Genomic DNA, 14,481 nt, shown 5'->3' with positions numbered 1-14,481 from the left:
TTGATCTTTTTTCCGAAGACAAATGCTGATTCGCATATTGAGTGCATAGACAGCAGAAATGTATCCCGCGGCTTTCATGCCTGCGTCGGGTGGACCGCCCATGTTAACCTTGCGCCCATCGCGGAAAAGCCGGGCCGATGTCCCTCCTTTGCCCTACACCTTTCAACGAATTTGCCTGATTATCCGATGAATAAAGCACTCTCCGATCTGTCCTCTCACACGCCGATGATGCAGCAATACTGGCGCCTGAAGAACCAGCACCCCGACCAGCTGATGTTCTACCGCATGGGTGACTTCTACGAGATCTTCTATGAAGACGCGAAGAAGGCCGCCAAGTTGCTGGACATCACCCTGACCGCCCGTGGGCAGTCGGCCGGTCAGGCGATTCCGATGTGCGGGATTCCTTACCACGCCGCGGAAGGTTACCTGGCGAAATTGGTCAAGCTCGGCGAATCGGTGGTGATCTGTGAGCAGGTCGGCGATCCGGCGACCAGCAAGGGGCCGGTGGATCGTCAGGTGGTGCGGATCATCACACCGGGCACGGTCAGTGATGAAGCGCTGCTGGATGAGCGTCGGGATAACCTGATCGCAGCGGTGCTGGGTGACGAGCGTCTGTTCGGGTTGGCGGTGCTGGACATCACCAGCGGTAACTTCACCGTGCTGGAGATCAAGGGCTGGGAAAACCTGCTGGCGGAACTGGAGCGGGTCAATCCGGTGGAGCTGATGATCCCGGATGACTGGCCGAAGGATTTGCCGGCGGAGAAACGCCGTGGGGTACGTCGTCGTGCGCCGTGGGATTTCGAGCGCGACTCAGCGCTGAAAAGTCTCTGCCAGCAATTCTCGACCCAGGACCTGAAAGGGTTCGGTTGCGAGAACCTGACCCTGGCCATCGGCGCTGCCGGCTGCCTGCTCAGCTACGCCAAGGAAACCCAGCGCACCGCCCTGCCCCATTTGCGCAGCCTGCGCCATGAGCGTCTGGACGACACCGTGGTGCTGGACGGCGCGAGCCGGCGCAACCTGGAACTGGACACCAACCTGGCCGGCGGTCGCGACAACACGTTGCAATCGGTGGTCGATCGCTGCCAGACCGCGATGGGCAGTCGTCTGCTGACCCGCTGGTTGAACCGGCCGTTGCGGGATCTGAAGGTTTTGCTGTCACGCCAAACCTCGATCACTTGCCTGCTCGACGGCTACCGTTTCGAAAAGCTGCAACCGCAGCTCAAGGAAATCGGTGACATCGAGCGGATTCTGGCGCGGATCGGTTTGCGTAATGCCCGTCCTCGTGACCTGGCGCGCCTGCGCGATGCCCTCGGTGCACTGCCTGAGCTGCAAGTGGCGATGACCGAACTGGAAGCGCCGCACATTATTCAACTGGCGAAAACCACCAGCACCTACCCGGAACTGGCGGCACTGCTGGAAAAAGCCATCATCGACAACCCGCCTGCGGTGATCCGCGATGGCGGCGTGTTGAAAACCGGTTACGACAGCGAACTCGATGATCTGCAATCGCTGAGCGAAAACGCCGGGCAGTTCCTGATCGATCTGGAAGCACGCGAGAAGGCCCGCACCGGGCTGTCGCACTTGAAAGTCGGGTACAACCGAATTCACGGTTACTTCATCGAGCTGCCGAGCAAGCAGGCCGAATCGGCGCCGGCCGACTACATTCGTCGCCAGACGCTGAAAGGCGCCGAGCGTTTCATCACGCCGGAACTCAAGGCATTCGAGGACAAGGCACTGTCGGCCAAGAGCCGCGCCCTGGCTCGCGAAAAGATGCTTTACGAAGCGCTGCTCGAAGACCTGATCGCTCAGTTGCCACCCCTACAAGACACCGCCGCAGCCCTGGCCGAACTGGACGTGCTGAGCAACCTCGCCGAACGCGCATTGAATCTCGACCTGAATTGCCCGCGCTTCGTCGACGAGCCATGCATGCGCATCAGCCAAGGCCGCCACCCGGTGGTCGAGCAAGTGCTGACCACGCCGTTCGTGGCCAATGACCTGAGCCTCGACGACAGTACCCGCATGCTGGTGATCACCGGTCCGAACATGGGCGGTAAATCCACCTACATGCGTCAGACCGCATTGATCGTGTTGCTGGCGCACATCGGCAGTTTCGTGCCGGCGACCAGTTGCGAATTGTCGCTGGTGGACCGGATCTTCACCCGGATAGGTTCCAGCGATGACCTGGCCGGTGGACGCTCGACCTTCATGGTCGAAATGAGCGAAACCGCCAACATTTTGCACAACGCCACCGAGCGCAGCCTGGTGCTGATGGACGAAGTCGGTCGAGGCACCAGCACCTTCGACGGCCTGTCCCTGGCGTGGGCCGCAGCCGAACGCCTGGCGCACTTGCGGGCTTACACGCTGTTCGCCACCCACTACTTCGAGCTGACGGTGCTACCGGAAGCGCAACCGCTGGTGGCCAACGTGCACCTCAATGCCACCGAGCACAACGAGCGCATCGTGTTCCTGCACCACGTGCTGCCCGGGCCGGCCAGCCAGAGCTATGGCCTGGCCGTTGCGCAGCTGGCCGGCGTGCCGAGCGAAGTGATCGTGCGCGCTCGCGAGCACCTGGGTCGACTGGAAGCCACCGCACTGCCCCATGAAGTGCCCAAGACTGCCAAAGGCAAACCGGCCGCGCCGCAGCAGAGCGACATGTTCGCCAGCCTGCCGCATCCGGTGCTCGATGAACTGGCCAAACTGGATCTGGATGACCTGACGCCGCGTCGCGCGCTAGAAATGCTCTATACACTAAAGACACGGATCTAACGCACTTGCCTGCAAGCTGTTAGAATCTCGCGCGGTTTGGGATGCTGCAGGCTAATAGCCTGGTCTGCAGACTATCGCTCCCAAACCTGGCGACCCCAACGTGAAGGGGCTCCGCTGCCGCCGCCTGAGGAGAAAATTAGAAATGACCTTCGTCGTCACCGACAACTGCATCAAGTGCAAGTACACCGACTGCGTAGAAGTCTGTCCGGTGGACTGCTTTTACGAAGGCCCGAACTTCCTGGTGATTCACCCGGATGAGTGCATCGACTGCGCCCTGTGCGAACCAGAATGCCCTGCCGTGGCCATCTTCTCTGAAGATGAAGTCCCGGAAGAGATGCAGGAATTCATTCAACTGAACGTTGAGTTGGCCGAAATCTGGCCCAACATCACCGAGAAGAAAGAATCGATGCCTGATGCCGAAGAGTGGGATGGCGTCAAAGGCAAGATCAAAGACCTCGAACGCTGATTTCCCCCGCGTTCCCGAAAAGGCCCCTTGCGGGCCTTTTTGCTTTTCTGCAGGCAAAAAAAGGGGCGGTTTGACCCGCCCACATTTTTTCCCTATTCCCTGTGTTCCTTTTCATCGTCCTGATGAATCGCGTCCTGCAATGTCCTTTCCCCTCATCCTTGAAGGGCGTGTCTGTCCGTCGACACAACCTGAATACTAGAGAGTTCCCGGGCTAGCGCAATCGGTGTCAAAGACAAAAACACGCAGTCATATGCCGTTAACTTTTATAAATATCCATACTATTCAATCAGATAGAACTAGCGCAAAGCGGCAATAGACGTCTGCCAGGGTGTAAAAATAACGAACACTTACGAGAGAGTAAGCAAAGACTTACAACGCAAGACTACAAACCTGAGGTGATATACGACGCTTCTGGCAGACAACAAAAAGCCCCGAACCAGTCGGAGCTTTTTGCTTGCTGCTCAAGCGATTTGCTTACTGAAACAGCGACTCGCTGGACAGACCATTCTTCTCCAGAATCTCCCGCAGACGCTTCAGGCCTTCAACCTGGATCTGTCTGACACGTTCACGGGTCAGGCCAATTTCCAGGCCTACATCTTCCAGCGTGCTGCTCTCATGACCGCGCAGACCGAAGCGGCGTATCACCACCTCGCGCTGCTTGTCGGTCAGTTCCGAGAGCCATTGATCGATGCTCTGAGACAGGTCGTCATCCTGCAGCAGTTCACACGGATCGGTTGGGCGGTCATCGGTAAGGGTGTCCAGCAGGGTTTTATCCGAATCCGGACCCAGCGAGACGTCGACCGAAGAAACCCGCTCGTTCAAACCAAGCATGCGCTTGACCTCTCCCACCGGTTTTTCCAGCAGGTTGGCGATTTCTTCGGGTGAGGGTTCGTGATCGAGTTTTTGCGTCAGCTCCCGTGCGGCCCTCAGGTACACGTTGAGCTCTTTGACCACATGGATCGGCAACCGGATGGTCCGGGTCTGATTCATGATCGCGCGCTCGATGGTCTGACGAATCCACCAGGTTGCGTAAGTCGAAAAGCGGAAGCCACGTTCGGGGTCGAACTTCTCTACCGCCCGGATCAGCCCGAGGTTGCCCTCTTCGATCAGGTCCAGCAGCGACAAGCCACGATTGACATAGCGTCGGGCGATTTTCACCACCAGCCGCAGGTTGCTTTCAATCATGCGTTTGCGCCCGGCCGGATCGCCACTTTGCGACAAGCGTGCAAAGTGAACTTCTTCTTCGGGGGACAGCAGAGGGGAAAAACCAATCTCATTGAGGTACAACTGCGTCGCATCGAGTGCACGCGTGTAGTCAATGTACTTGTGTTGCTTTAACGAAGCGGAGTGTTTGGATTTGGCACGAACGGAAGGTGGAGCAGCCCCTTCATCATTCGACATCGAATCCGTACCGATGCCGGTCTCCATCAGGAGAACCTCATCGTCGATGTCAAACTCCGGCACTTCTTTACTGAGAGCCATTGTTATAGTCCTTTGGTGAGTTCGACCTCAGGCTCAAGCGGCGCCTTTATCCTTGGCAACGCTGGAGCCTGTTCCCTCTACGTGACGGAACAGGCTGGTAACAAATCAACGACGCGGCAGGAACTGCAGCGGATCTACAGGTTTACCTTGTCGGCGAATCTCAAAATGCAGTTTCACCCGGTCTGTACCCGTTGACCCCATTTCGGCAATTGTCTGTCCGACCTTGACCTGCTGCCCCTCCCGAACCAACAGCCTGCGGTTGTGACCGTAGGCACTGACGTAGGTATCGCTGTGTTTGATGATGACTAATTCGCCGTAGCCCCTTAAGCCACTCCCGGCGTATACCACCGTCCCATCAGACGCAGCTAAAACAGGCTGTCCCAAATCCCCGGCGATATCAATTCCTTTATTCAAACTACCGTTTGAAGAGAATTTTCCAATAAGAATGCCATTAGAAGGCCACCCCCAGCCGGTCGGGGCCGGGCCTGCAGGAGGCATCGGAGCGGGTGCTGGCTTGTTGGCGACGGACGGTGCAACCACCGTTGTCGTCGTAGTTGCGCCATTTGGCTGGCGCCGGATTACAGTGGTTTTACTCGACGATGAAGGCGCCGAATCGGCCGGGCTGACCACCGCCGTCGGCGTTGAACCGGTACGACCGTCAAAGCGAATCGTCTGACCCGGATGAATCGTGTATGGCGTAGGAATGTTGTTGCGCGCCGCGAGGGCTTTGTAGTCCCAGCCGTAGCGAAAGGCGATCGAGAACAGCGTGTCTTTAGGTCGAACCACGTACTGACCCGTGGTCACTGCCGGACGCTGGGCGACGGCGTTGTTGCGATCGACGACGCGCACATCGCTCGATTTGGTGCTGGAACAACCGACCAGCAAGGTACTCAAGACAAGGCCAGTCACCAGGCGCTGAAAGCTCGTTATACCCATTCGCTGCGCAATGACTGTGAGACTCACCCGCCGCTCCCTTTGTGGTGGCTGAAATGTTGAATTGCCGTGCTCCCGGCATGAAGTGTCACCAGTATAACGGGCGGTGCAGGCTTTACCTTTAATGAAGCGAAGCACACGTTTGCTACCTGACGATGAATCCCGTTTAACTGATCGACGCCGCTGTAAGACAGGGGCAATCGAAGAGAATTCACCGGGACGAAACAAATGCTCAGGCCAGTGGCCCGTTGAGCAATGGAACGAAACGCACCGCCCCCAGAACACGCCTGGAAAACCCGTGTTCTTCGCGGATAATCAGCATCAACTGTTGAACCTCACCCGACCCGACCGGTATCACCAGTCGCCCTCCGGGCGCCAACTGGTCGAGCAATGCCTGGGGCACATCGGTCGCCACCGCCGTCACGATGATGCCGTTGTACGGTGCCAGCGCCGGCCAGCCTTCCCAACCATCGCCCCAGCGGAAGACCACGTTGCGCAGGTTGAGGTCGACCAGACGTTCCTTGGCCCGGTCCTGCAAAACCTTGATGCGCTCGACGGAAAATACCCGCTCGACCAGTTGCGACAGGATCGCGGTCTGATAACCCGACCCCGTGCCGATTTCCATCACCTTGTCCAGAGGACCCGCTTCCAGCAGCAGCTCGCTCATGCGGGCCACCATGTAAGGCTGGGAGATCGTCTGGTTGTTGCCGATCGGCAACGCCGTGTCTTCGTAGGCACGGTGCGCCAGCGCCTCGTCGACGAACAGGTGACGCGGCGTACGGCGGATCACTTCCAGCACCTTGGCGTTGGAAATGCCCTCCTCATACAACCGTTGAATCAGACGCTCGCGGGTGCGTTGCGAGGTCATCCCGATGCCGCGATGCATGGGGTCTTGTTCACGAGCCATTAGCGCAATCCCTCCAGCCAGCCATCGAGGCTTCGGAAGGCATCATTGAAGGTGCGATCCAGTTGCAGTGGCGTGATGGACACATAGCCTTGCATCACCGCATGGAAATCGGTGCCCGGACCGCCGTCTTCGGCATCGCCCGCCGCAGCGATCCAGTAACCGGACTTGCCACGCGGGTCGACCACTTTCATCGGCGCCGCCGCGCGAGCGCGATGACCGAGGCGAGTCAGCTGGATTCCGCGAATGTGGTCCAGCGGCAAATTGGGAATGTTCACGTTCAGTACCGTGCGCGGTGGCAGCTCAAGGTCGGCGTGGGCTTCCACCAGTTTGCGCGCGTAGTAAGCGGCTGTGGGAAGGTTCTCGACCTGCCGTGAGACCAACGAAAAGGCAAATGAAGGACGCTCCAGGAAACGCCCTTCAAGGGCCGCGGCCACGGTGCCGGAATACAACACATCGTCCCCCAGGTTGGCACCCAAGTTGATGCCGGAAACCACCATGTCCGGTTCGCGTTCCAGCAAGCCGTTGAGGCCCAGGTGCACGCAATCGGTCGGTGTGCCATTGAGGCTGATAAAGCCGTTGGCCAAGGTCTGCGGGTGCAACGGACGGTCGAGCGTCAGCGAACTGCTGGCGCCGCTTTTGTCCTGGTCCGGGGCGATAACCACGCATTCGGTGTAATCCGCCAGCGCAGCATAAAGCGCGGCGAGACCGGGTGCGGTTACCCCATCGTCGTTAGAAATCAGAATACGCATGGGCTGTCCGTCTGCCCCACCGGCACCAGATCGACGAGTTCACGCACCAATACGGTGGCGAAGCATCCGGCCGGCAGGACGAATTCCAGTTGCAGAATGTCAGGCTCGGGATAATGCCACGTCAACCCACCAATGGGCAGTCGCAGGATGCGACGTTCGTGGCTCATACCGGCGTTAATCAACCAATCGCGCAGATCCGCTTCGCGCGCGGCGATTGCCTGCTCCAGTTCATGGACAGCGCCCGTCGCCGGCGAGTCACCTTCGCCCCACTGCGGGCCGGTCGGGTGCAGGTCGAGAATCGCCAGTCGCGGGTCGCTGCACTCGGCCTCACCGGCCGGAAAGAAGCTTCGGCTGTCGGTGAACGCCAGCAGATCACCGACCTGCGCCTGCTGCCAGGTGCCATCCGCCACACGCGCCGCCAACACCTGGTTGAACAGAAAACTGCGCGCGGTGGAGAGCAACCGCGAACGAACGTTGCGCTGTTCCGGCAAGGCCTTGCGCGCGGCCCAGCCACGAGCATCGACCACGTTGCCGCCGTCAAAGCCGAACCGTTGGGCGCCGAAATAATTGGGAATACCTTGTTTGGCGATCAGTTGCAGGCGCGCTTCGATAGCCGCTTTGTCGCCCGCGAATTGGGTCAGGCGCAAGGTGAAACCGTTGGCCGAATGGGCACCGCGTTGCAGCTTGCGCTTGTGCCGACCGGTCTTGAGGATTTTCAGCGTATCGTTTTCCGCCGCCGACAAATCAGGATCAGCCTTGCCCGGCAGTTGCACGCTGAACCATTGGCGCGTCAGCGCCTGACGATCCTTGAGGCCGGCGTAACTGACGGTGCGCAATGGCACGCCCGCTGCCTTGGCAATCCGGCGTGCCGCTTCTTCGGTATTCAGGCCGCGCTTTTCCACCCAGATCCACAGGTGTTCGCCATCGCCACTGAGCGGGATGTTGAGCACTTCGTCGACCTGGAAGTCTTCCGCCGTCGCTTTCAACACTGCGGTGCCGAGGGCTTCACCGTAGGCACGCGGGCCGAGCAATTGCAGTTCGTTCATGCGCGCAGCAACAAGGCAACGGAATGCACGGCGATACCTTCTTCGCGACCGACAAAGCCGAGCTTTTCGGTGGTGGTAGCTTTCACGTTCACTTGATCCAACTCAACTTGAAGATCCGCGGCAATCAGCGCGCGCATCGATTCGATATGCGGGGCCATTTTCGGCGCCTGGGCGACGATGGTGTTATCGACGTTGCCGACTTTCCAGCCCTTGGCGTGGACCAGTGCGACGACGTGACGCAACAGCACACGGCTGTCGGCGCCCTTGAATTTTGGGTCGGTGTCCGGGAAGTGCTTGCCGATATCACCCAGCGCAGCGGCGCCGAGCAAGGCATCGCTCAAGGCGTGCAGCAGGACGTCACCGTCGGAGTGAGCGAGCAGCCCGAAGCCGTGTGCAATGCGCACGCCGCCCAGAGTAATGAAATCGCCTTCAGCGAAACGGTGCACATCATAGCCGTGGCCAATACGCATAAAAAAACGCCCCGATTTTTGTCAGGGCGTGATTCTACCTGCATTAGAGGCCTAGGGCGCGTCCGTGATGTTGCAAGTGGTCGTCGATGAAGCTGGCGATGAAGAAATAGCTGTGGTCGTAGCCCGGTTGCAGGCGCAACGTCAGCGGATGACCGGCCAGTTTGGCTGCCTGTCGCAAGGATTCAGGCTTGAGCTGGGTGGCGAGGAAATCATCACGATCACCTTGGTCGATCAGCAGCGGCAGCTTCTCGTCAGCCTCGGCAATCAATGCGCAGGCATCCCATTCGCGCCATTTCGAACGATCTTCTCCCAGGTAACGGGAAAAGGCTTTCTGACCCCAAGGGCAGTCCATCGGATTGTTGATTGGCGAAAACGCCGACACCGACTGATACCGCCCCGGATTGCGCAATGCGCAGACCAGCGCGCCGTGGCCGCCCATGGAATGACCGCTGATGCCGCGCTTGTCCGACGCCGGAAAATGAGCCTCGACCAATGCAGGCAATTCCTGCACGACATAGTCATGCATCCGATAGTGGCGCGACCACGGTTCCTGCGTGGCATTCAGATAAAACCCGGCGCCGAGACCGAAGTCCCAGGCACCGTCCGGGTCACCCGGCACATCAGGGCCGCGAGGGCTGGTGTCCGGTGCAACGATGATCAGCCCCAGCTCCGCGGCCATGCGCAGGACGCCGGCCTTTTGCATGAAGTTTTCGTCGGTGCAGGTCAGGCCGGACAACCAGTACAGAACCGGCAGTTTGCCGCCCTGCTCCGCTTGCGGCGGCAGGTACACGGCAAACACCATGTCGCAGCCCAGTACATCGGAGCGGTGCCGGTAGCGTTTGTGCCAGCCGCCGAAGCTTTTCTGACAGGAGATATTTTCCAGGCTCATGGCGGACCTCAGAAATGGATGACGGAACGGATGCTTTTTCCTTCATGCATCAGGTCGAAAGCCTTGTTGATATCTTCCAGGCCCATGGTGTGGGTGATGAACGTGTCCAATGGGATTTCGCCGGTTTCAGCCATTTCGACATAGCTTGGCAATTCGGTGCGACCACGCACACCGCCGAACGCCGAACCGCGCCAGACGCGACCGGTCACCAACTGGAATGGACGGGTAGCGATTTCCTGTCCGGCACCGGCCACGCCGATGATCACCGACTCGCCCCAGCCCTTGTGACAGCACTCGAGTGCGGCGCGCATCAATTGGACGTTGCCGATGCACTCGAAGGAAAAGTCGACGCCGCCATCGGTCATGTCGACGATGACTTCCTGAATCGGACGGTCGAAATCTTTCGGGTTTACGCAGTCGGTTGCACCGAGCTGCTTGGCGATCTCGAATTTGGCCGGGTTGATGTCGATGGCAATGATCCGCGCAGCCTTAGCTTTTACTGCGCCGATCACCGCCGACAGACCGATGCCGCCGAGGCCGAAAATGGCCACGGTATCACCGGGTTTTACCTTGGCGGTATTGAGCACCGCGCCGATACCGGTGGTGACACCGCAACCCAGCAGACAGACTTTTTCCAGTGGTGCTTCTTTAGGAATTTTGGCGACGGAGATTTCCGGCAACACGGTGTACTCGGAGAATGTCGAGGTGCCCATGTAGTGGAAAATCGGCTGGCCCTTGTAGGAAAAACGCGTAGTGCCATCTGGCATCAGGCCTTTTCCCTGAGTTGCGCGAATGGCCTGGCAGAGGTTGGTTTTGCCTGAGAGGCAGAATTTGCACTGACGGCATTCCGGGGTGTACAGCGGGATGACGTGATCGCCGACCGCCACGGAGGTCACGCCCTCCCCGATGGCTTCAACCACCGCGCCACCTTCGTGACCGAGGATCGACGGGAAGATGCCTTCCGGATCAGCGCCCGACAACGTGTACGCATCGGTATGGCAGACACCGGAGGCAACCACACGCAGCAGAACTTCACCGGCCTTGGGCATGGCGACATCGACTTCAACGATCTCGAGGGGTTTCTTGGCCTCGAAGGCAACGGCGGCGCGCGACTTGATCATGTGGATTCTCCAGTGAATAAAAACGAGACAGGAAGTGTAATACAGCGCCTGACGATGAATAATCAGGACAAAAGCAAAACATTATTGCTACACAGGGATAATCCTCGATGTCCGAGAACCGCTGGGAAGGGATCGACGAGTTCGTCGCCGTGGCCGAGTGCAACCAATTCACGGCGGCGGCGGAACGTCTTGGGGTGTCTTCCTCCCACATCAGTCGCCAAATAGTACGCCTCGAAGAGCGGCTTCAGACGCGACTGCTTTATCGCAGCACCCGTCGCGTCACGCTGACCGAAGCCGGGCAGACTTTTTTGCAGCACTGCCAGCGGTTGCAGGACGGTCGTGAAGAAGCGCTAAGAGCGGTCGGCGACCTGACCAGCGAGCCCAAAGGCATGTTGCGCATGACCTGCGCGGTGGCGTACGGCGAACGTTTTATCGTGCCGCTGGTAACCCGACTCATGGGGCTTTATCCGCAACTTCGAATTGATATCGAACTGAGCAACCGCCAACTCGACCTGGTGCATGAAGGCCTGGATCTGGCGATCCGCCTCGGTCGCCTTCAGGATTCACGATTGGTGGCAACGCGACTGGCGCCGCGGCGCATGTACTTATGCGCGTCGCCGTCTTATCTGGAACGATACGGACGCCCACACAGCCTGTCGGAACTGAGCCGCCACAACTGCCTCATCGGCAGCTCGGACTTGTGGCAACTGGAACAGAACGGGCGGGAATTTTCCCAGCGAGTACAGGGAAACTGGCGTTGCAACAGTGGGCAAGCGGTGCTGGATGCGGCTTTACAGGGCGTCGGGTTGTGTCAGTTGCCGGACTATTACGTGCTGGAACATTTGAAAGTCGGCTCTTTGATTTCATTGCTGGAGGCGCATCAGCCGCCCAACACGGCGGTGTGGGCGCTTTATCCACAGCAACGACACTTGTCGCCCAAGGTGCGCAAGTTGGTGGATTATCTGAAGGAAGGTTTGGCCGAGCGGCCGGAGTATCAGACTTGAGTTTTGCGTCGACTGCGAATCCGCCATCGCTAGCAGGCTAGCTCCCACAGGGAATCTTTAGCGGATGCAGAATTTTTGTTCAACGCAGATCAAGGGTGGGAGCCAGCCTGCTGGCGATGGCGATGCGGCAGACCACCAAATTACTCAGCGGCGGTTAGCCCAACGCTGACGCAACCATTCGAGGTCTTCGGGCCGAGTAACTTTGAGGTTGTCCGCGCGCCCCTCGATCAGGCGTGGCGCCAGCCCTGCCCACTCCATAGCCGAAGCTTCATCGGTGATGACCGCGTCAGCCACCAGGCTGTCGGCCAACGCCCGATGCAAGGCGCCAAGTCGAAACATCTGCGGCGTATACGCTTGCCAGATCACACTGCGATCCACGGTTTCAACTACACGACCGAGCTTGTCGACCCGCTTCAGGGTATCGCGAGCCGGAACCGCCAGCAGTCCGCCGACCGGGTCGTCAGCCAGTTCAACCAGCAACTTGTCCAGATCATCACGGCTCAGATTGGGCCGTGCAGCATCGTGCACCAACACCCAATCCTCATCGCCAGCCCCCAATGCATGCAAATGCAGCAAGGCATTGAGCACCGACCCTGAACGCTCGGCGCCGCCGTCAACGCGTTGAATACGCGAATCGCCAGCGCACGTCAGACTCGGCCAATAAGGATCATCCACAGCAAGACTGACCACCAACCCCTTCAGGGAAGGATGATCAAGGAAACAGCCGAGGCTGTGTTCGAGAATAGTGCGCCCACCCAGTTGCAAGTATTGCTTGGGACGGTCCGCGGCCATACGGGCACCGACGCCCGCGGCAGGAATCACGGCCCAGAAGGCCGGTAACGAGGAATTCATTGAGCCAACTGGTAAAGGGTTTCACCATCCTTGACCATGCCCAACTCATGGCGAGCCCGTTCTTCAACGGTCTCCATGCCTTTTTTCAATTCACTGACTTCGGCGTCCATCACCCGATTGCGTTCCAGCAACCCTTCGTTCTCAGCGTGTTGATCCGCGATCTGCTGAGTCAGCTCGGCCACTTGCGCCAGACTGCCATTACCCACCCACAGGCGGTACTGCAGGCCAGCCAGCAACAAGAGCAAGACGAGGAACAACCAATTGGGACTGCGCATCGAATATCAGGTATCCAGTGAAAAAAGACAGCCATGCCAAAACTTTGAAGCGTCTGATAGCACGAAGCCTGGAATATCCAGGCTTGTGCTCTTAAGGCATCAGATTAGTGGCAAATCCGCCGCTGTCGCGACATTTCCGACACAATCCGCTGACTTTTTACCATCTACAGCTTAACCGCGGAACTCGCTGCGGCCGTTGTACTTGGCTTTGCCATTCAACTGCTCTTCGATACGCAGCAGTTGGTTGTACTTGGAAACGCGATCGGAACGGCACAGGGAGCCGGTCTTGATCTGGCCAGCCGAAGTGCCCACGGCCAGGTCGGCAATGGTCGAATCTTCGGTTTCGCCGGAGCGGTGCGAGATCACCGCGGTGTAACCGGCAGCCTTGGCCATCTGGATGGCTTCCAGGGTTTCGGTCAGGGTGCCGATCTGGTTGAACTTGATCAGGATCGAGTTGGCGATCTTTTTATCGATACCTTCTTTCAGGATCTTGGTGTTGGTGACGAACAGGTCGTCGCCTACCAGTTGGACCTTCTCGCCGATCTTGTCGGTGAGGATTTTCCAGCCAGCCCAGTCAGACTCGTCCAGGCCATCTTCGATCGAGATGATCGGGTAACGCTCGGTCAGGCCTTTCAGGTAGTCGGCGAAACCTTCAGCGGTGAACACCTGGCCTTCGCCGGACAGGTTGTACTTGCCGTCTTCGTAGAATTCGCTGGCCGCGCAGTCCAGTGCCAGGGTCACATCGGTGCCCAGTTTGTAACCGGCGTTGGCAACGGCTTCGGAGATCACTTTCAAAGCGTCTTCGTTGGACGCCAGGTTCGGCGCGAAACCACCTTCGTCACCGACCGCAGTGCTCAGGCCACGGGCCTTCAGAACGGCTTTGAGGTGATGGAAAATCTCGGTGCCCATGCGCAGACCTTCCGAGAAAGACTTGGCGCCAACCGGCTGAACCATGAATTCCTGGATGTCGACGTTGTTATCGGCGTGCTCGCCACCGTTGATGATGTTCATCATCGGAACCGGCATCGAGTAGACACCCGGGGTGCCGTTCAGATTGGCGATGTGTGCGTACAGCGGCAGGTCCTGGTCCTGTGCTGCTGCCTTGGCCGCGGCCAGGGAAACGGCGAGGATCGCGTTGGCGCCCAGGGAACCTTTGTTTTCAGTGCCGTCGAGCTTGATCATCGCGTGATCGAGGGCTTTCTGGTCGCTTGGGTCTGTACCTTTCAACAGGTCGCGGATCGGACCGTTGATGTTGGCGACGGCTTTCAGAACGCCCTTGCCCAGGTAACGGCTCTTGTCGCCATCACGCAGCTCGAGCGCTTCACGCGAGCCAGTGGAAGCACCGGACGGCGCGCAAGCGCTGCCGATGATGCCGTTATCGAGAAGCACGTCCGCTTCCACGGTGGGGTTGCCACGGGAGTCGAGAACTTCACGACCTTTGATGTCGACGATTTTTGCCATTGTTGTAAACACTCCAAAGTTGACGAAAACGACGCAGCTGAAGGAAATCTTTTATCGCCG

The 14,481-nt window shown here is 58.8% G+C and carries 14 protein-coding genes; 3 read left to right on the top strand and 11 right to left on the bottom strand.

Annotated elements, in window-relative coordinates; translation table 11 throughout:
* The first annotated feature begins 186 nt into the window (after positions 1-186).
* Together mutS and fdxA are read left to right on the top strand one after the other, a co-directional pair.
* On the top strand, positions 187-2,766 hold the full coding sequence (mutS, locus tag KJF94_RS02725; RefSeq protein WP_214380996.1) for a DNA mismatch repair protein MutS: 2,580 nt from the start codon (positions 187-189) through the stop codon (positions 2,764-2,766).
* Between the two features lie 142 nt (positions 2,767-2,908).
* Entirely contained in the window at positions 2,909-3,232 is a 324-nt protein-coding gene (gene fdxA / locus KJF94_RS02720) for a ferredoxin FdxA (protein WP_054047139.1), read from the top strand.
* Positions 3,233-3,706: 474 nt separating this feature from the next.
* On the opposite strand, the gene rpoS is transcribed toward fdxA, so the two are convergent.
* From rpoS to KJF94_RS02680, 8 genes are all read right to left on the bottom strand, one after another.
* Positions 3,707-4,714, bottom strand: a complete 1,008-nt coding sequence (rpoS, locus tag KJF94_RS02715; RefSeq protein WP_008154012.1) for an RNA polymerase sigma factor RpoS — start codon at positions 4,712-4,714, stop codon at positions 3,707-3,709.
* A gap of 105 nt (positions 4,715-4,819) precedes the next feature.
* Positions 4,820-5,677, bottom strand: a complete 858-nt coding sequence (locus KJF94_RS02710) for a peptidoglycan DD-metalloendopeptidase family protein (protein WP_214380994.1) — start codon at positions 5,675-5,677, stop codon at positions 4,820-4,822.
* Positions 5,678-5,879: 202 nt separating this feature from the next.
* Positions 5,880-6,515 carry a protein-L-isoaspartate(D-aspartate) O-methyltransferase gene (locus tag KJF94_RS02705; protein WP_174602683.1) on the bottom strand — a complete coding sequence of 212 codons (636 nt, stop codon included), beginning with the start codon at positions 6,513-6,515 and terminating at the stop codon, positions 5,880-5,882.
* A gap of 38 nt (positions 6,516-6,553) precedes the next feature.
* Entirely contained in the window at positions 6,554-7,303 is a 750-nt protein-coding gene (surE, locus tag KJF94_RS02700) for a 5'/3'-nucleotidase SurE (protein WP_214380992.1), read from the bottom strand.
* The gene (gene truD, locus KJF94_RS02695) at positions 7,291-8,349 is read right to left on the bottom strand and encodes a tRNA pseudouridine(13) synthase TruD (RefSeq protein WP_214380990.1); all 1,059 of its coding nucleotides are present in this window, start codon (positions 8,347-8,349) and stop codon (positions 7,291-7,293) included. The genes surE and truD overlap by 13 nt, the downstream gene beginning before the upstream one ends.
* Entirely contained in the window at positions 8,346-8,819 is a 474-nt protein-coding gene (ispF, locus tag KJF94_RS02690; protein WP_084322292.1) for a 2-C-methyl-D-erythritol 2,4-cyclodiphosphate synthase, read from the bottom strand. Before ispF ends, truD begins: the two co-directional genes overlap by 4 nt.
* Before the next feature lie 43 nt (positions 8,820-8,862).
* A complete protein-coding gene (fghA, locus tag KJF94_RS02685; protein ID WP_214380988.1) occupies positions 8,863-9,708 on the bottom strand; it encodes an S-formylglutathione hydrolase in 846 nt (281 codons plus the stop codon).
* An 8-nt stretch (positions 9,709-9,716) separates the two neighbouring features.
* The gene (locus KJF94_RS02680) at positions 9,717-10,829 is read right to left on the bottom strand and encodes an S-(hydroxymethyl)glutathione dehydrogenase/class III alcohol dehydrogenase (protein WP_214380986.1); all 1,113 of its coding nucleotides are present in this window, start codon (positions 10,827-10,829) and stop codon (positions 9,717-9,719) included.
* Between the two features lie 107 nt (positions 10,830-10,936).
* On the opposite strand from KJF94_RS02680, the gene KJF94_RS02675 reads away from it, so the two are divergent.
* Positions 10,937-11,833 carry a LysR substrate-binding domain-containing protein gene (locus tag KJF94_RS02675; RefSeq protein ID WP_214380984.1) on the top strand — a complete coding sequence of 299 codons (897 nt, stop codon included), beginning with the start codon at positions 10,937-10,939 and terminating at the stop codon, positions 11,831-11,833.
* Positions 11,834-11,977: 144 nt separating this feature from the next.
* Here the strand turns inward: KJF94_RS02675 and ispD are convergent, their stop codons facing one another.
* The 3 genes from ispD to eno form a co-directional block, all read right to left on the bottom strand.
* Positions 11,978-12,685 carry a 2-C-methyl-D-erythritol 4-phosphate cytidylyltransferase gene (ispD, locus tag KJF94_RS02670; protein WP_214380982.1) on the bottom strand — a complete coding sequence of 236 codons (708 nt, stop codon included), beginning with the start codon at positions 12,683-12,685 and terminating at the stop codon, positions 11,978-11,980.
* Complete coding sequence (gene ftsB / locus KJF94_RS02665) at positions 12,682-12,960, bottom strand: cell division protein FtsB (protein ID WP_008028992.1); 279 nt, start codon at positions 12,958-12,960, stop codon at positions 12,682-12,684. Before ftsB ends, ispD begins: the two co-directional genes overlap by 4 nt.
* Positions 12,961-13,131: 171 nt before the next feature.
* Positions 13,132-14,421 carry a phosphopyruvate hydratase gene (gene eno, locus KJF94_RS02660; protein ID WP_138964488.1) on the bottom strand — a complete coding sequence of 430 codons (1,290 nt, stop codon included), beginning with the start codon at positions 14,419-14,421 and terminating at the stop codon, positions 13,132-13,134.
* Positions 14,422-14,481: the final 60 nt, after the last annotated feature.

The organism is Pseudomonas hormoni (assembly GCF_018502625.1).
Lineage (GTDB): Bacteria > Pseudomonadota > Gammaproteobacteria > Pseudomonadales > Pseudomonadaceae > Aquipseudomonas > Aquipseudomonas hormoni.
This window is presented reverse-complemented; position numbering and strand designations above follow the sequence as displayed.